Source organism: Arthrobacter sp., assembly GCF_031988865.1.
Taxonomy (GTDB): Bacteria; Actinomycetota; Actinomycetes; order Actinomycetales; family Micrococcaceae; genus Arthrobacter_B.
Genome location: NZ_DALZXY010000038.1, coordinates 1 through 17,405 on the forward strand (window position 1 = coordinate 1; position 17,405 = coordinate 17,405).

Genomic DNA, 17,405 nt, shown 5'->3' on the forward strand with positions numbered 1-17,405 from the left:
ATTAAAATAATTGGTATCAATAAACTTGGCACACTATTGAGTTCTCAAACAACAGGTACTTCCGGCACCGGGAGAGCTGTAATTCCGTGGAATTTTTGCTCTCCGTCGCTCCGGAGCAACTTTTCTATCTTAGTGCCGCTGGCCCGTCGGTGTCAAACCGGCGATCTTGGCCTGCGGCGCGCTTCCCGATTCCTCGTTCTTCGCGGATATCAACTATAGCACGGTTTGGACCTGGTCCGAACCGTCGGACCAAACGCCCGTCAGGGTGCCGGAATCCCGGGGCCACCGGCACCCGAAGCCCGTTACTTCCCGGGAGTCAGGTACAGCACCCCGAGCGGCGGCAGTCGAAGTTCAGCAGACGCAGGCTGGCCCTCAAAGGCCCCCTCAGCCGCCGTCACCATTCCCATGTTTCCGACCCCGGAGCCGCCGAACTCCGCGGCATCCGTGTTCAGCCGTTCCACCCACTGGCCCGCCCACGGCAGGCCAACCCGGAACGACTCATGCGGGCTGCCGGCGAAGTTGGCGATGCACACCAACGGATTCCCCTGGTGATCCCAGCGGATAAAGGAGAGTACGTTGCGTGCGCCGTCGTTCTCGTTGATCCATTGGAACCCGGCCGGTTCATTGTCCCGGTCATAGAGTGCAGGCGTCTGCTGGTAGATCCCGTTGAGTTCCTTGACCAGTAGCTGCACCCCGCGGTGCTGGGGTGTCTCGGTGAGATACCAGTCCAGCCCATACTGCTCGGACCATTCGGCCTCCTGGCCAAATTCCGTGCCCATAAAGAGCAGCTGCTTGCCCGGGTGCGCCCATTGGAACGCGAGGTAGGCACGGACGTTCGCCAGCTGCTGCCACCGGTCCCCCGGCATCTTGCGCAGCAACGATCCCTTGCCATGCACAACTTCGTCGTGGCTGATGGGCAGCAGGAAGTTTTCCGTGAAGGCATAGACCAGCGAGAACGTGAGCTTCGCGTGGTGGTACATCCGGTTAATCGGGTCCTCGGACATGTACTCGAGTGTGTCGTTCATCCAGCCCATGTTCCATTTCAGGCCGAACCCGAGCCCGCCCGTGCTGGTCGGAGACGTGACCCCGGGGAACGCCGTCGATTCCTCGGCGATCATCACGATGCCGGGCACCCGCCGGTAGGCGGTGGCGTTGACCTCCTGAAGGAAGGAAATGGCCTCCAGGTTTTCGCGGCCTCCAAACGCGTTCGGCCGCCACTGGCCGGCCGGGCGGGAATAGTCCAGATACAGCATGGAGGCGACGGCGTCCACGCGCAGGCCGTCAATGTGGAACTCCTCCAGCCAGTAGATAGCGTTGGCCACCAGGAAATTGCGCACTTCCCGCCGTCCGTAGTCAAAGATCAGCGTTCCCCAGTCCGGTTGCTCGCCGCGCATGGGGTCCGGGTGCTCATACAGGGGCTGCCCGTCGAAATTCGCCAGGGCCCAGGAGTCCTTCGGGAAGTGGCCCGGCACCCAGTCAAGAAGAACGCCGATCCCGGCCTGGTGCAGGGTATCAACGAGGTAGCGGAAGTCATCGGGGTGCCCGAAGCGGGCGGTCGGCGCGAAGTAGCTGGTGATCTGGTAGCCCCAGGACCCGCCGAAGGGATGCTCGGCCACCGGCATGAGCTCCACGTGCGTGAAGCCCTGCCAGGTGACGTATTCCGCCAGCTGTTTCGCCAGTTCGCGGTAATCCAAGCCCAGCCGCCACGAGCCGAGGTGCACCTCATATACGCTCATCGGCGAGTTGTGGGGGTCCCGCTGGGCGCGGGCCTCCATCCAGTCCCCGTCCTCGAACCGGTAGTTGGATTCAACAACCCGGGAACCGGTCAGCGGCGGTGCTTCCGTTCCCTTGGCCAGCGGATCGGCCTTTTCCCGCCACACACCGTCCTGGCCGAGGATCTCAAACTTGTAGCGCGAGCCCGGATCCACGTCCGGGATGAAGATTTCCCAGACCCCTGAACTGCCCAGGGACCGCATCGAGTGGATCCGGCCATCCCATCCGTTGAAATCGCCCTCCACGCGGACAGACTGGGCGTTCGGCGCCCAGACGGCGAAGCTCACGCCGTCGACTTCGCCCAGGACTGAGTTGTAATGGTGCGGATTTGCTCCCAGCACGGTCCACAACTTCTCATGCCTGCCTTCGCCGATGAGATGGAGGTCAATTTCGCCGAGGCTCGGAAGGAACCGGTAGGGATCGTCCACAGTGGTGGCGGGGTGCCCTTCGTACGCGATTTCGAGCCGGTAGTCCGGCACCTGGCCGGGTGCCGGCGCGGGCGCCGTGCCTACCCAGATGCCGTTGTACTCATGCTGCAGGGGCACCCGTCCCTGCGGGGTCACCGCGGTCACTTCGCTGGCCAGCGGGCGGAGGGTACGGATGGTCACGGTGCCATGGTCGTCCAGGTGCGCTCCCAGCACGGCATGGGGCTGGTAGTAGGTGCCGTGCGAGACCGAAGCAAGGATGTTTTCCGAAACCGGCAGCGGGTCAGCCCCAGCCGGAACCGGCGGTTCAGCCGGTGCCTGCACGGCTGCGGGGTCCGACGGCGAGCGCAGTCCTGGTTCGGCCCTTGAGGACAGGGTCGAACCCGCGACGTCGTCAGCGGCGGCCTGCGGTGCGGACTCCTGCACTTCGGCCTGCCGGGCGGGCGGTACCGTTCCGGCGGGCTCATGCTTGGCGGGTTCAGGCTTCGGGGTCTTGTTCACGGGGTTCTCTTCCTGGCCTTTCGTCGGGTCCTGCTGCAACCTGAGTTCTTCCAGCACCTGGCGGGCCGCCGCTGCCGGCACCTCGATCCAGGCCGGGCGGTTACGGATTTCGTAGACAACTTCGTACAGGGCCTTGTCCAGCCAGAGGGCGCGGAACAGCGGATCCGAGCGGTTGACCACGGTGCCGGTTTCCTTCTCGTATCCGCGCAGGAAGGCATCGGCGGCGCTCTGCGCCCACTTCACAGCCAAGGCGCGGCGCCCATCCAGGTCGCCGGCTTCCTCCGGCCCTGCACCGGAGGAGCCAATTACCGCGACGGCGCCGGCGTAGTCGATCGAGCGGAGCATACCGACGACGTCGCGCAGGGCAACGTCGGGCACGCTGCGTTCCGCAGCCGGGCGCAGCGGCTCACCTTCGAAGTCCAGCACGGTCCAGCCGCGCGCAGCGGAATGCAGTACCTGTCCCAAGTGGTAGTCGGCGTGAATGCGCTGCAGGTTCGGCAGCGCGTCCAGCTCCCCGACGGCGTCCAAAAGGCGGTCGAGTGTGTCGTCGTAGGGCCCAACGTAGCTGCGGGCTTCATCCCATTCCCACCGGATCCGGCGGACCAGCGAGGCAATGAACTCTGCCCGTTCCGCCGGGAGCGGCTGTCTGGCCCCAAAGGCCGCTTCCAACTGGGAATGGATCCGGCCGGTGACGGCCCCCAGTTCCTCGGCTTCAGCGGTGAAGTCCCGGCCGGCTACGGCGGCTGAGGACGCGGTGCGCCAGGCGTCTTCGCTGCTCGGGACGAATTCGCGCAGGACGCTCACGTCGCCGGTCACCCACGTGGCTGCCTCGCCGTCGTACACATCGGCCCAGCTGCCGGTGAGCCAGCCGAGGGTCGCCGGCACATCCTCCGAGCCGCCGGCGGTCAGCTTCGCGCTGACCAGGACATCCGGGCTTTCCCCGGCCGCCAGCACCCTGTAGAACTTCACGATAACCGGCGCCTCGGCTGTCATGGCGATCACCGAGGTGTTGGACTGCTCGCCCTTCAGGACCTGGATCGGCAGCGGCCCGGCGAAAGCCTCCCAGTCAGCGAACCCGCCCATGGCGTAGCCGTGCGTCCGCCCGTCGAGGGAGTTGGACTGCGAGCGCATCGTCTCCAGCCAGGCTGTGACGAACACCGGGTCCGCGGTTCCGTCATAGAGCCACAGCTGGCCCTGGTCCGGGTGCTCCACTGGGCCAACCAGCGCCGCCTCAAGGTCCGGGTCCGGGGTGGAACGTGTGCTGACTGGAACGCTGATCACGTCCACACGGCGGCCGGATTCGACGGCGACGAAGTGCACGTGCAGTTCCACGAGCCCCTCGGGATCCTCCAGCTGGATGCCGCCGACCCGTTTGAGGCTCACATCCCGTCCCTTGGCCGGAAACCATCGCTGCCGGGGCAGCCAGGCAGTCAGAAGTTCGGGCAGGGACGGAATGGTTTCACTCATCTCGACGTGGCCTCCGGGGCAAGTATCAGCGGAATTGCTTCGGTCTGCGGTGAGCTGGGGTTGGACTTCGGCGAGCGGAGCCGCAGCCAGAAGAAATCGTGGCTGCCCAGGGTCAGGGTGATTGATCCGTCTTCGCCAAAGGAAGGGAACGGCGTTCCGCCGAAGGCATCCCGCAGCCCGCGTCCGGCGAACTCCGGCAGGCTCACCGTGGCGGCCACCGGGTGCTGGGAGAGGTTGAAGATGCAGAACATCGTCTCCCCCACCTCACCCTCCGGGTTGTCCTCCGGAAGTTCGCGGAGGAAGGCCAGGACGGCCTCGCTGTCGGTCGGTACGTTGCGGTACGCACCCATCCCGAAGGCAGGGTGCGTGCGCCGGACCATGATCATCTGCCGCATCCAGTGCAGCAGCGAACTTGAACTGGCCAGCTGCGCTTCCACGTTCACGTGGTTGTAGTGGTAAACCAGCGACTGCACCACCGGCAGGTAGACCTTGCCGGGGTCGGCAGTGGAGAAACCCGCGTTGCGGTCCGGGTTCCACTGCATCGGGGTACGGGAAGCATCGCGGTCTTCCAGCCAGATGTTGTCCCCCATGCCGATCTCGTCCCCGTAATAGAGGAACGGACTGCCCGGCAGGGACAGCAGCAGCGCATGGATCAGTTCGATCTCAGCGCGTGAGTTATCCAGAAGTGGCGCCAGCCGGCGTCGGATGCCAATGTTGGCCCGCATCCGGGAGTCCGGGGCGTACCAGCCGAGCATGGCCTGGCGTTCCTCGTTCGTGACCATTTCCAGCGTCAGCTCATCGTGGTTCCGGAGGAAAGTGCCCCACTGCCCGCCCTGCGGGATGTCCGGGGTCTCTTCCATGGTCTGCACGATCGGTGCCGCCTTCTGATCCCGCAGCGCATAGAAGAGTCTGGGCATGATCGGGAAGTGGAAGCACATGTGGCATTCGGGCCCGGTTTCGTCGCCGAAGTATTCCACGACCTCATGTGGCATCTGGTTAGCTTCGGCCACGATCACCCGGCCCGGGTAGTTCTCATCGACCATGGTGCGCAGGTCCTTCAGGAACCGGTGGGTCTCCGGCAGGTTCTCGCAGTTGGTGCCGTCTTCCTCAAAGAGGTACGGGATGGCGTCTGCGCGGAACCCGTCGATGCCCTGGTCCAGCCAGAAGCGGACGACGTCGAACAGCGCCTCGACGACCTTCGGGTTTTCGAAGTTCAGGTCCGGCTGGTGGCTGAAGAACCGGTGCCAGTAGAACTGGCGGCGGATCGGGTCGAAGGCCCAGTTGGACTCTTCGGTGTCGACGAAGATGATGCGGGCGTCTTCGTACTTCTGGTCAGTGTCGGACCAGACGTAGAAGTCCCCGTACGGTCCCTCCGGGTCGTTCCGGGATTCTTCGAACCACGGGTGCTTGTCCGAGGTGTGGTTCAGCGGCAGGTCGATGATAACGCGCAGTCCGCGGGCGTGGGCCTCTGCGACCAGCCGTTTGAAGTCGCTGATGGTGCCGAACTCGCTGAGCACGTCGTAGTAGTCAGAGATGTCGTACCCGCCGTCGCGCAGCGGGGACTTGAAGAACGGGGGAAGCCAGAGGCAGTCGACCCCGAGCCATTGGAGGTAGTCGAGCTGGTCGATCAGGCCGGTGAAATCGCCGTTGCCGTCTCCGTTGGAGTCGCGGAAACCGCGGACCAGGACCTCGTAGAAAACTGCTTTCCGGTACCAGTTCGGGTCATTGGTTAACCCGGGGGCGTGAAGCGGGAACGGATTTACCACTAGTGTGCCCTCCGTACTGCGAGAATATGCGCCGGTTCATAGTGGGCATCCAGGCGGACGTAGTTGTGCTGGCCCCAGCGCCAGCTGGCGCCGCTGAGCAGGTCGTCAACCCAGAACGTCCCGTCTTCGTTGAAGTCCTGCGGGTCCAGGTCGAGGGCCTCGAGGTCCAGGGTCACAGTGCATTCACGTGCGCTGTGCGGATCTGTGTTCACCACAATAATGAGTGTGTCCTTACTGCTTGGATCGGATAACCGGGCCAGTTTGTGCTTGGAGTAGACCACCGTAGCTTCGTCGGTGCTTGAGTGGACGGTGAGGTTCTGCAGGTCGCCCAGGGCCGGGTGTGCCCGGCGGATCTGGTTGAGCCTGGTGATGTACGGGGCCAGGCTGCGGTCTTCCGCCTCGGCTGCAGCGAAGTCTCGCTGCTTGTACTCGAACTTCTCGTTGTCGAGGTACTCCTCGGCCCCCGGCCGGGCCACGTGTTCATAGAGTTCAAACCCGGCATACATACCCCACAGCGGACTGGCCGTGGATGCCAGCACGGCCCGGATCTTGAAAGCGGGCGGGCCGCCGTACTGCAGGAACTCGGTCAGGATATCCGGGGTGTTCACGAAGAAGTTGGGCCGGAAGAAGGCTGCCGATTCGTGCGAGACCTCCGTGAAGTATTCCTCCAGCTCCTGCCGGGTGTTCCGCCAGGTGAAGTACGTGTACGACTGCTGGAACCCGGCCATGCCCAGGGCATGCATCATCGGCGGGCGGGTGAACGCCTCGGCGAGGAAAACGACGTCGGGATGCTGGCGGTTCACCGTGGTGATCAGCCACTCCCAGAAGCGCAGCGGCTTGGTGTGCGGGTTGTCCACGCGGAAGATCTTCACCCCGTGGCTGATCCACATCAGCACGATCCGCAGGATTTCCTGGGAGAGGCCCGCGTAGTCGTTGTCGAAGTTCAGCGGGTAGATGTCCTGGTACTTCTTCGGCGGATTCTCCGCGTAGGCAATCGTTCCGTCCACCCGGGTCGTGAACCATTCGGGATGCTGGGTGACCCATGGGTGGTCCGGCGAGGCCTGCAGCGCGAGGTCGATCGCGACGTCGAGCCCCAGGCGGGACGCTGCGTCAACGAAGTGGTCGAAATCCTCGAACGTACCCAGATCCGGATGGATGGCGTCGTGGCCTCCCTCCGCTGCGCCAATGGCCCAGGGCGACCCGGGGTCCTGCGGACCGGCGACCAGGGTATTGTTCGGCCCCTTCCGGTGCGTGGCGCCGATCGGATGGACCGGGGGCAGGTAAATCACGTCGAAACCCATGCCCGCGACGCGGTCCAGGCTGCGGGCGGCGGAGCGGAAGGTTCCGGAGGTCCAGGACGCAGTCGCCGGGTCGAAGACCGCGCCCTCCGACCGGGGAAAGAATTCGTACCAGGCGCCGCGTCCGGCACGCTCGCGCTCCACCTTGATCGGGAAGTTTCGCGACGACGTCACGAGGTCGCGGATAGGTTCACGGTCCAGGACTTCGGTCAGCTCGCTCCTGCCGGCTGCGGCCAGGCGGGCCGTGGCGTCCACGGCGGCATCGCCAAGGACCCGTGCGGTTTCGAGGAGGACGTCCGCGTCCGCCGTGCTCCGCCCTGCGGCGGCGGCGCTGAACAGCGCGGCACCTTCGGCGAGCATCAGTTCGACGTCGACTCCCGCCGCGATCTTCACCGCGGCATTGTGGTGCCAGGTGCCGTAGAGATCGGCCCATCCCTCGACTGTGAAGGTGTGGTCGCCCGGAATTTCCGGCCGGAGCAGGCCTTTCCACCGGTCCAGGCCCTGCCCCACCGGGTGCATGCGGTGGCGCTGGACCTCCCGGCCCGCAGGGTCATGGAGCACAGCGGTGACCCCCACAAGGTCGTGCCCTTCCCGGAAGACGGTGGCCTCAATCACGAGGTCCTCTCCCGGGACGGCTTTGGCGGCAAACCGGCCGCACTCAATCACCGGAGACACGTTAACAATCGGAATCCGGCCAAACCGGAGTTCCGTGGCGGGCTGGACATCAGATGACAACGCGCTGGAAGTGGTCACAGACTAGACGTTAGCGACAATCAGGGCAGATTGCTAAGGGCACGTACCTTTTGCTGCATCGTCACAGGTCAGAGCTTCGCCGCAAATGTTCCCGCAGGTGAGCGGCGGGTAGCGGATCCGGGTGAATTCCGGCCGCGTTTTTCCTCCGCTTTGGTGTGACCCGCAGCACTCAGGGGGTCAACTGCGCTAGCCTAACGGGGGTGAAGGCAATCCGAAGGTTTACCGTCCGTACTGTCCTCCCCGATACGATTGCGCCGCTGGCCAGGCTTGCCGGCAACCTGCGCTGGAGCTGGCATGAGCCGACCAGAGCACTCTTCCAGGACCTCGATCCGGAGATCTGGGCGGCCAGCGGGCATGACCCTGTCCGTGCCCTGGGCTCGGTCAGCCGGCAGACTCTCGAACGCATCTCCTCCGACACCGCGCTGGTCGAACGCATCCGTGAACTCGACGAAAATCTGGAGCACTACCTCACCGCTCCGCGCTGGTACCAGTCACTTGGTGAGGATGCGCCGCGGGTCATCGCCTACTTCTCGCCGGAGTACGGCATCAGTGCTGTCCTGCCCCAGTACTCCGGAGGGTTGGGCATCCTTGCCGGCGACCACCTCAAGTCCGCCTCGGACCTGGGGGTTCCACTGGTGGGTGTTGGCCTGCTCTACCAGGCCGGCTATTTCAAGCAGTCACTGTCCCGGGACGGCTGGCAGCAGGAAACCTATCCGGTGCTGGACCCGAACGGGCTGCCGCTGACCCTGCTGCGCGAGGAGGACGGGACCCCGGCACGCATCAGCCTGCCCCTGCCCAACGGCCGGCACCTGATGGCGCAGATCTGGCGTGCCGACGTCGGCCGCGTCCCGCTTCTGCTGCTGGATGCCGATGTGCGGGGCAACGACGACGCCGCCCGTGGCATCACCGACAGGCTCTACGGGGGCGGTGGTGACCACCGCCTGCAGCAGGAACTGCTGCTGGGAATGGGAGGCGTGAAGGCGCTGCGGGTGTTCGAGCGGCTGACCGGGGCACCCGCCCCGGAGGTCTTCCACACCAATGAAGGCCACGCGGGGTTCCTTGGCGTGGAGCGCATCCGGGAACTGATGGATACCGGGATGAGCTGGGAGGAGGCCCTCACCGCTGCCCGGGCGTCGACCATCTTCACCACGCACACTCCGGTCCCGGCGGGCATCGACCGCTTCGACGTGGCCGTGGTGCGCCATTTCCTCGGCGCCGGCCTGGCGCAGTCGGTGCCCACCGACAAGGTCCTGACCCTCGGCGCCGAGGACTACGAGGGCGGCGACCCGAATATGTTCAACATGGCCGTGATGGGGCTGCGCCTGGCCCAGCGGGCCAACGGCGTGGCGAAACTCCATGGCCAGGTCTCCCGGGAGATGTTCTCCGGCCTGTGGCCCGGCTTCGATGTCTCCGAAGTCCCGATCACCTCGGTCACGAACGGTGTGCACGTACCCACCTGGGTGGATCCCGAAGTCGCGGAGCTCGCGAAGCAGCAGCTGGGCGTGGAAGCGGTCCACGACCGCGACTGGGCACGGGCCTACGAGGTCAGCGACGAGGCCCTCTGGGACCTGCGGCGGAGGATGCGCAGCAACCTGATCGACGACGTCCGGCGCCGGGTCAGGTCCGCGTGGCGCAAACGCGGGGCTTCCGATGCCCAGCTCGGCTGGACCGACGATGTGCTGGATCCGGACATCCTGACCATCGGATTTGCCCGCCGGGTGCCGACCTACAAGCGCCTGACCCTGATGCTGCGGGATCCGGACCGGCTCAAGGCCCTGCTGCTGCACCCGACCCGGCCCGTCCAGGTAATCGTGGCGGGCAAGTCTCACCCCGCGGATGAGATGGGCAAGCGCATGATCCAGGACCTGGTGCAGTTCACCGACGATCCGGAGGTTCGGCACCGGATTGTTTTCCTGCCCAACTATGACATCGCCATGGCACGCACCCTGTTCCCGGGCTGCGATGTCTGGCTGAACAACCCCATCCGGCCGCTGGAGGCTTCCGGCACCTCCGGGATGAAGGCCGCAATCAACGGCGGGCTGAACGTCTCGATCATGGACGGCTGGTGGGACGAGATGTTCGACGGCGCCAACGGCTGGGCAATCCCGTCGGCGAACCCCCGGGAGGGAACCCAGACACGGGAACTGCACACGGCAGACCAGCGCGACGACATCGAAGCGGCTGCCCTCTATGACCTGCTGGAGAATGCCGTCACCCCGCTCTTCTACGGAGCCGAGTTGCCCGGCGCCGCCGGAGCCGCCGGGCCGTCGGAAGCACCTGGGGATTCGCTGCCGCGCGAATGGCTGGAAATGGTCAAGCACACCTTGGCCGAGCTGGGCCCTGAGGTCTCCGCCACCAGGATGCTGCGTGACTACGTCAACCGGCTCTACCGGCCGGCCTGCCAATCCGGACGGGCTGCAGCCGCCAACCAGTACCAGGCAGCGAAGGAGCTGGCCGCCTGGATCCTAAAGGTCCGGGAGGGGTGGTCCGGAGTATCCGTGGAACATGTGGATTCGATCGGCATCAGCGATGCCCCGCAGATCGGCGACAGCCTCAACATCCAGGCATATGTGCGGCTGGGCTCGCTGAAGCCCGCGGACGTGGTGGTCGAAATCGCCTATGGGAGGGTCTCCGGCAACGACAGGCTCAGCGAGTACCAGTTCCAGGATCTCGCCGTCAGCGAAGACCTGGGCTCCGGCAGATACCTCTACTCGGGCAGTATCCGCATTGAGCAGGCCGGACCGTTTGGTTACACCGCCCGGGTCCTGCCGACGCACCCGGGCCTGGCGGCCAAAGCCGAGCTGGGACTGGTGGTTAACGCCTAGGCGCGGTAGACGCTGATCGAGTTCGCGGCGACGCGGTCCTTCTCGCCGGCGGCCAGCCGGGCTCCGGCCCGGCGCCCGTCCGGGTCAGCGGTGGTGAGGAGGAGTTCGTACAGCTGGCCCTCCTCGATCTCGACGCCGCTGGCGTGCAGGGTATCCCTGCCCGGCAGGACAACGTCCACCGGCTCAGCCTGGCCGTTAATCACCACCAGGCCGGCGTGTTCGCCCTGTTCCGATCCGAGCAGCAGGGCCAGCACCCGGTTTTCGGGGTCATGCCAGCCGGCTTCGGTCATGGGCTCTCCGGAGGCGCTGAACCAGAGCAGGAACGCGCCGCGTGAATCCGAGGGGAAGGCGTAGGGCTGCCGGGCCAGGAATTCCCGCCGGATCCGCAGCAGCCGCTTGGTCGTCTCCAGCATGCGCTGCGCTTCGTCGTCGAAATCCCAGGACAGCCAGCTGATCCGGTTGTCCTGGCAGTACGAATTGTTGTTCCCGCGCTGGCTTCGCCCCACTTCATCGCCGGCGGTAATCATTGGCACGCCGACCGAAAAAAGCAGCGTTCCCATCAGGTTCCGTGCCGTCTGCGCCCGGTGGGCCTGGACCCCGGCGTCGTCGGTTGGCCCCTCAACGCCGTGGTTCCAGCTGCGGTTGTGATCGGATCCGTCGCGGTTGTCTTCACCGTTGGCGTCGTTGTGCTTGTGGTTATAGGCGGTGAGGTCTGCCATGGTGAAGCCGTCGTGGGCAGTCACCAGGTTCACTGAGGAGAGCGGGCTGCGGTCGGAGCGGGCGAAGAGTTCCGCCGAACCTGCCAGTGCTCCGCCGAGGCGGGCCAGGGAACCCGCGGTTCCGCCGGCGGCCTGGGCGGCCTGGTCCGCGAGCCAGAAGTCGCGGACGGTGTCGCGGAAGTGGTCGTTCCAGTCGGCCCATCCCGGCGGGAAGTTCCCGGTCTGCCAGCCGTCCGGTCCCAGGTCCCAGGGTTCGGCAATCAGCTTGATGCCATGCATGGCCGGGTCCGTGGCCAGGGCCACGAGCAGCGGGTGCCGGCGGTCGTACCGGTTCTCGGCGTCGCGGGCCAGGGTGGGGGCCAGATCGAAGCGGAACCCGTCCACGTGGTACTCCCGGACCCAGTGGCGCAGGGAATCAAGGACCATTTGGATAACCCGCGGTTCGCTGAAGTCCAGGGTGTTCCCGCAGCCCGTGGTGTCCAGGTAGAGCCCTTCAGCGTTGTGCCGGTAGTAGACCTTCTCCCCCAGGCCCCGCCAGCAAAGCACCGGACCGTCCTGCCCGCCTTCGGCCGTGTGGTTGTAGACGACGTCGAGAATCACCTCGATGCCCGCTGCATGCAGGGCCTTCACCATGGCTTTGAACTCGTCCTGCACAGCCTGCGGTCCGGCGGCCCGGGCGGCTGCCGTGGCGTAGCCGGTATGCGGTGCGAAGAAGCCGAGGGTGTTGTACCCCCAGTAGTTGCTCAGGCCGAGGTTCTGCAGGTGCGGTTCATCGATGTGGAAGTGCACCGGCAGCAGTTCCACCGCTGTGATGCCCAGGTCCCTGAGGTAGCCGATGGTGGCCGGATGCCCCATCCCCGCGTAGGTTCCACGCAGTTCCTCCGGCAGGGCGGGATTGAGCATGCTCTGCCCGCGGACATGGGCTTCGTAAATGATGCTGTTCCGCCACGGGGTGTGCGGCTGTTCGTCGGCGCCCCAGTCGAAGTCCGGGCTGGTGGCCACAGAGAAGTAGAGCGGATCACCGTCGCCGCTCGGTACCGTGTCGATGCCCCGGGCATAGGGATCCAGGAGCAGCTGGAAGGTTCCCGGTGCCCCCGGCAGCGGCTCGCCGTGCGTCCAGAATCCGTAGCGGACCCCGGGACGGAATCCGCCCACCCGGCCATGATGGACACCGGCGGACCTTCGTTCGAGCAGTACAGGATGCCACTGGCCGGGCCGTTCCTCGAACCAGATTTCCACAGCTTCCAGGCCGGGAGCATAGACGGAGACGTTGACTGCTCCCGGCACGTCCGGGACACCGGCCACGCTGGTCTGGACTCCCAGCGGGAACGCCCGGGAGATCCGTTCAGACGGGGTCAGCCTGCCTCCCGTGACGACGTGTGCCATATTGCCTCAGTTGCCTCAGTTGCCTCTGATTACCTCTTGTCCGGGGTGCCGCTCCGGAGTTCCGCTCTGCTTAGGCGGAACGCTGCCGGGAAACCTCGTAGAGGGTGATGCCCACGGCCATGGAGGCGTTCAGGGATTCCATGGCGGAGTCGATGGGGATGGAAACGATCTGGTCGCAGTTTTCCCGGACCAGCCGGGAAAGTCCCTTGCCTTCGGAGCCAACGACGATGCAGACCGGTTCCTTGGCCAAAGCCAGGTCGGGCAGGGAAACATCCCCGTCGCCGTCCAGGCCCAGCACAAAGATGCCCATCTTCTTGAAGGTCTTCAAGGTGTTGTTCAGGTTGCCGGCCCGGGCCACCGGTACGCGGACGGCCGCGCCGGCACTGGTCTTCCAGGCTGCGGCGGTAACGCCGACGGAACGCCGTTCCGGCACAATCACGCCGTGGGCGCTGAACGCTGAGGCGGAACGGATGATGGCGCCGAGGTTACGCGGGTCGGTGATGCCGTCCAGAGCCACGAACAGCGGCGCGTTCTTGATGTGCCCCTTCTTCCAGGCCTGGATCGTTTCTTCGGCGAGGTCGATCGGATCGGCGTACTCGTAGGGCGGGATCTGCAGGACCAGGCCCTGGTGCACGGCCTCATTGGTCATCCGGTCCAGTTCGGGCTTGTGGGTTTCCATCACCGGCAGCCCGCGCTCGGTAGCCATCTTCAGCGATTCCCGGACCCGGTCATCCATGTCGATCCGCACGGCCACATGCAGTGCCTTGGCCGGGATGCCGGCGCGCAGCGCCTCAACCACGGAGTTGCGTCCGGTGACAACCTCTTCAGCTACCTTGCCCTTGGCCGGAGCGTTCCGGGAGCCGGGGCGCTGGCCGCCGTGCTTCGCGGCAGAGCGTTCCGAGAGCTGCTTGCTCTTGTAAGCCTTGTGATAGGGGCGGTCTTCGGCCTTGGGCGTGGGGCCCTTGCCTTCAAGAGCCTTGCGTCCGAGGCCACCGGTGCCCTGGCTGGGGCCCTTTTTGGCTTTGCGCATCGAGCCGGGTCGTCCGTGATTGGCCATGGGTTACACCTTAAGTAGAAGAAAGCACTGGTTCTAGTTTACGCAGCCTGTTCCCCGCCGTGGTCCACACCCAACCCGCTTGGCCGGGAACAAACTGTCCTAACCCGCCTCCAGCGACCAGAGCGCGCCGTCGGGCGTGTCCTCGACCACCACTCCTGCCGCTGCAAGCGCGTCCCGGATGGCGTCTGCGCGGGCCCAGTCCTTGGCGCCCCGCGCTTCGCTGCGTTCCCGCAGCCGGTCCTGGATCAGGCTGTCCAGGGCCTGGTGTTCCGGGCCGGATGCCGCAGTTCCGGCCTGCACGGCGTCCAGGCCGAGGACACCGGTCATCGCCCGGACCTGGGACAGCGCGGTCCGGACGGTTTCCAGGTCCGACGCCGCCAGGGCGGTGTTGCCGGTGCGCACGGTTTCATGCAGCACGGCCAGGGCCTGCGGAACGTTCAGGTCGTCATCCATGGCGGCACCGAACGCGGCGGGCAGATCGGCGGCGCTGCCCTGCACCTCGTCGCCCACCTTGGCCGCGGCCTTCGCGATAAAACCGTCGATCCGTTCCACAGCCGCAGCTGCTTCCTGCAGTGAGGTGGGCCGGTAATCCAGCACGGACCGGTAGTGGGCCTGGCCCAGGTAGTACCTGACGACGCGCGGCGAGGCCTGGGCGAGCATTTCCGCCGGGCTCACGGTGTTGCCGATGGACTTGGACATCTTCTCGCCCTCGAAGGTGACCATGCCGTTGTGCATCCAGAAGTTGGCGAAGCCGTCTCCGGCCGCCTGCGACTGCGCCATTTCGTTCTCGTGGTGGGGGAAGCGCAGGTCCAGCCCGCCGCCGTGGATGTCGAAGCGCGGACCGAGGTACTTGGTCACCATGGCGGAGCATTCCAGGTGCCAGCCCGGCCGGCCGCGGCCCCAGGGGCTGTCCCAGGCTGCGGTTTCAGGATCGGAATCCTTGTGGCCCTTCCACAGCGCGAAGTCCCGCGGATCGCGTTTGCCGCGCGGGTCGGCGTCGGGCGCTGCCTGCATGTCATCAATATCCTGCCGGGTCAGCGCCCCGTAGGAAGGCCAGGAACGCACGTCGAAGTAGACGTCGCCGGAGCTGTCCAGCGCAGGGTAGGCGTGGCCGGCATCGATCAGGCGCTGGATCAGCGCATGCATTTCGGGGATGTGGCCGGTGGCGCGCGGCTCGTAGGTGGGCCGCTGCACGCCGAGGGCGTCATAGGCGCGGGAGAATTCCTGCTCGAACCGATAGGCCAGTGCCCACCAGGGTTCGTCCGGAACGACGCCGGGAGCCGGCTCCGCACCAACCGATGCGGCGGCCTTGGCCAGGATCTTGTCATCAATGTCCGTGACGTTCCGGACTGCGGTCACCCGGTAGCCGCGGGCCTGCAGCCAGCGGGTGAGCTGGTCAAAGGCGATGGCGGAGCGGATGTGCCCCACGTGCGGCAGTCCTTGCACGGTGGCGCCGCAGTAGTACAGGCTGGCCTGCCCCGGAACCAAGGGTTCGAAGTCCCGGACCTGCGCGGTTGCTGTGTCATAGAATCTCAGGCTCACTGCTCTAGGCTACCGCGCCCCGCTGCCCGGTCCGCCAGCGCGTTACGCCGCTAGCCTGCGGCGACGACGGCGGTAGCCACGGCGGCGATTCCCTCACCGCGGCCGGTGAAGCCCAGTCCGTCCGTGGTGGTGGCGGAAACGCTCACCGGCGCTCCCGCCGCCGCGCTCAGCACGGCCTCAGCCTCGGCGCGGCGGGGGCTGAACTTGGGCCGGTTGCCGATCAGCTGCACTGATACGTTTCCGATCCGGAACCCGGCGGCGCGGACCAGGCGGGCCGCTTCGGTGAGCAGCACGGTTCCCGGCGCGCCGGCGTACTCCGGGCGGTCGGTGCCGAAGTGGGTGCCGAGGTCCCCGATTCCCGCCGCGGAGAACAGGGCGTCCGCGGCGGCGTGGGCGACGACGTCGCCGTCGGAGTGGCCGGCTAGCCCGCGCTCACCTTCCCACAGCAGCCCCGCCACCCAGAGGGGCCGCGGAGCGTCGTCGGAGGCGAAGGCATGGACATCGGTTCCGATGCCGGTGCGGGGAAGGTAATCCACAGTGTTAGTCCTCCTGCATGCTGGATCCGCTGGACAGCACGGCTTCAGCGAGCAGCAGGTCCAGCGGCGTGGTGATTTTGAGTGACATGGCGGAGCCTTCCACCACGTGCACGGGAACGCCGAGGCTTTCGGCCAGCATGGCGTCGTCGGTGACCGCCGCCGCCCGCGCTTCGTTCCACCCTGCTGCCTCGGCATGCGCGCGGCGCAGCAGCGCGGCGTCGAATCCCTGCGGTGTCTGCACGGCCCGCAGTGTGGAGCGGTCCGGAGTTCCGGTGACGCGCTGCCTCGTCGCCGTCGGTGGCCTCCACGGACTTGACCGTGTCCACCACGGGGACCGCCGGGATCACGGCCTGCGCTCCGGCGGCCAGGGCCGAAACCACCCGGTGGAACACCTGGGCAGGCGCCAGGGCCCGGGCCGCGTCGTGGACCAGCACTGCGTCGAGGTCTGTGGGGAGCGCGTTCAGCGCGGCGCGGACGGAGGCGGCGCGGGTGGCGCCGCCGTCGACGACGTTAATGGGACAGCTGAGCGGGAAGGAGGCGCACAGGATCCGGAGGGCGGCATCAGCTGCCGGGACAGCAACACTGATGTGGGAGGCGACGCCGGAGGCATCCACGCCGCGGAGGGCGTGGGCCAGGAGCATCTCGCCCGCCAGGGGGACCTGCGCCTTCGGCATGCCGTAGCCCAGACGCTGGCCGGAACCGCCGGCCACCAGGATGACGCCCACACGCTGCGGGCCGGGAATGGATTCTGACACGTGTGCAAGCCTAGTGCCCCGCGGGCCGGGCGGCGCAGACGGGGCCGTTAAACGGCAGTTGCCGGCCCCCAATGGGGACCGGCAACCAAAAGCCGGGTGCTTAGCTGGCCAGAACTTCGTCCAGCACAGCGGCCGCCTGGTCTTCATCCGTCTTTTCGGCCAGGGCAAGCTCCGAAATGAGAATCTGGCGGGCCTTCGCAAGCATGCGCTTCTCGCCTGCGGAAAGGCCGCGGTCGTGGTCGCGGCGCCAGAGGTCGCGGACGACCTCAGCTACCTTGATCACGTCGCCCGAGGCGAGCTTTTCCAGATTTGCCTTGTATCGGCGCGACCAGTTTGTGGGCTCTTCAGTCAGTTCGGCACGAAGGACATCGAAAACGTGCTCGAGTCCTTCCTTGCCCACGACGTCGCGCACCCCAACGAGGTCAACGTTTTCAGCCGGTACTTCAATGGTCAGATCACCCTGGGCCACCTTGAGCTTGAGATACATCTTCTCTTCGCCCTTGATGGTCCGCATCTTGATCTCTTCGATCTTCGCGGCCCCGTGGTGAGGATAAACAACTGTTTCGCCAACCTCAAAAACCATGTGGACTTTCCCCTTTCCC

Annotated in this window: 9 protein-coding genes and 1 pseudogene; 1 reads left to right on the forward strand and 9 read right to left on the reverse strand. The window is 66.1% G+C overall.

Translation table 11 applies throughout. From position 1 onward, the window contains the following. Window positions 1–302: 302 nt before the first annotated feature. The 3 genes from glgB to RTN46_RS08770 are packed head-to-tail and all read right to left on the reverse strand — an operon-like array spanning window position 303 to window position 7,983. Window positions 303–4,166, reverse strand: a complete 3,864-nt coding sequence (gene glgB / locus RTN46_RS08760) for a 1,4-alpha-glucan branching protein GlgB (RefSeq protein ID WP_312180635.1) — start codon at window positions 4,164–4,166, stop codon at window positions 303–305. Beyond that, complete coding sequence (gene treS / locus RTN46_RS08765; protein ID WP_312180636.1) at window positions 4,163–5,932, reverse strand: maltose alpha-D-glucosyltransferase; 1,770 nt, start codon at window positions 5,930–5,932, stop codon at window positions 4,163–4,165. The genes glgB and treS overlap by 4 nt, the downstream gene beginning before the upstream one ends. After that, window positions 5,932–7,983, reverse strand: coding sequence for an alpha-1,4-glucan--maltose-1-phosphate maltosyltransferase (locus RTN46_RS08770; protein ID WP_312180638.1), 2,052 nt, complete (start codon window positions 7,981–7,983; stop codon window positions 5,932–5,934). Before RTN46_RS08770 ends, treS begins: the two co-directional genes overlap by 1 nt. Before the next feature lie 200 nt (window positions 7,984–8,183). On the opposite strand from RTN46_RS08770, the gene glgP reads away from it, so the two are divergent. Then, a complete protein-coding gene (gene glgP, locus RTN46_RS08775; protein WP_312180640.1) occupies window positions 8,184–10,808 on the forward strand; it encodes an alpha-glucan family phosphorylase in 2,625 nt (874 codons plus the stop codon). On the opposite strand, the gene glgX is transcribed toward glgP, so the two are convergent. The 6 genes and pseudogenes from glgX to RTN46_RS08805 form a co-directional block, all read right to left on the reverse strand. Continuing rightward, complete coding sequence (glgX, locus tag RTN46_RS08780) at window positions 10,805–12,913, reverse strand: glycogen debranching protein GlgX (protein ID WP_312180642.1); 2,109 nt, start codon at window positions 12,911–12,913, stop codon at window positions 10,805–10,807. The genes glgP and glgX overlap by 4 nt on opposite strands. A 70-nt stretch (window positions 12,914–12,983) precedes the next feature. Beyond that, window positions 12,984–13,970, reverse strand: a complete 987-nt coding sequence (gene rlmB, locus RTN46_RS08785; protein WP_312180644.1) for a 23S rRNA (guanosine(2251)-2'-O)-methyltransferase RlmB — start codon at window positions 13,968–13,970, stop codon at window positions 12,984–12,986. A gap of 99 nt (window positions 13,971–14,069) precedes the next feature. Then, window positions 14,070–15,512, reverse strand: coding sequence for a cysteine--tRNA ligase (cysS, locus tag RTN46_RS08790; protein WP_312180646.1), 1,443 nt, complete (start codon window positions 15,510–15,512; stop codon window positions 14,070–14,072). Window positions 15,513–15,562: 50 nt separating this feature from the next. Beyond that, window positions 15,563–16,048 (reverse strand): 2-C-methyl-D-erythritol 2,4-cyclodiphosphate synthase, encoded by a 486-nt coding sequence (gene ispF, locus RTN46_RS08795; protein ID WP_312180647.1) that lies wholly within the window; start codon window positions 16,046–16,048, stop codon window positions 15,563–15,565. Window positions 16,049–16,052: 4 nt separating this feature from the next. After that, window positions 16,053–16,803 (reverse strand): annotated as a pseudogene (gene ispD / locus RTN46_RS08800) (2-C-methyl-D-erythritol 4-phosphate cytidylyltransferase). 100 nt (window positions 16,804–16,903) lie between these two features. After that, window positions 16,904–17,386: a CarD family transcriptional regulator gene (locus RTN46_RS08805; RefSeq protein WP_312180648.1), complete on the reverse strand. Its 483-nt coding sequence runs from the start codon at window positions 17,384–17,386 to the stop codon at window positions 16,904–16,906. Between the last annotated feature and the right edge of the window lie 19 nt (window positions 17,387–17,405).

What these genes read in the sequence shown, in the direction of transcription:
- RTN46_RS08805 (WP_312180648.1), bottom strand. Translation starts at nt 17,386, where the DNA reads ATGGTTTTTGAGGTTGGCGAAACAGTTGTTTATCCTCACCACGGGGCC.
- glgX (WP_312180642.1), bottom strand. Translation starts at nt 12,913, where the DNA reads ATGGCACACGTCGTCACGGGAGGCAGGCTGACCCCGTCTGAACGGATC.
- rlmB (WP_312180644.1), bottom strand. Translation starts at nt 13,970, where the DNA reads ATGGCCAATCACGGACGACCCGGCTCGATGCGCAAAGCCAAAAAGGGC.
- glgB (WP_312180635.1), bottom strand. Translation starts at nt 4,166, where the DNA reads ATGAGTGAAACCATTCCGTCCCTGCCCGAACTTCTGACTGCCTGGCTG.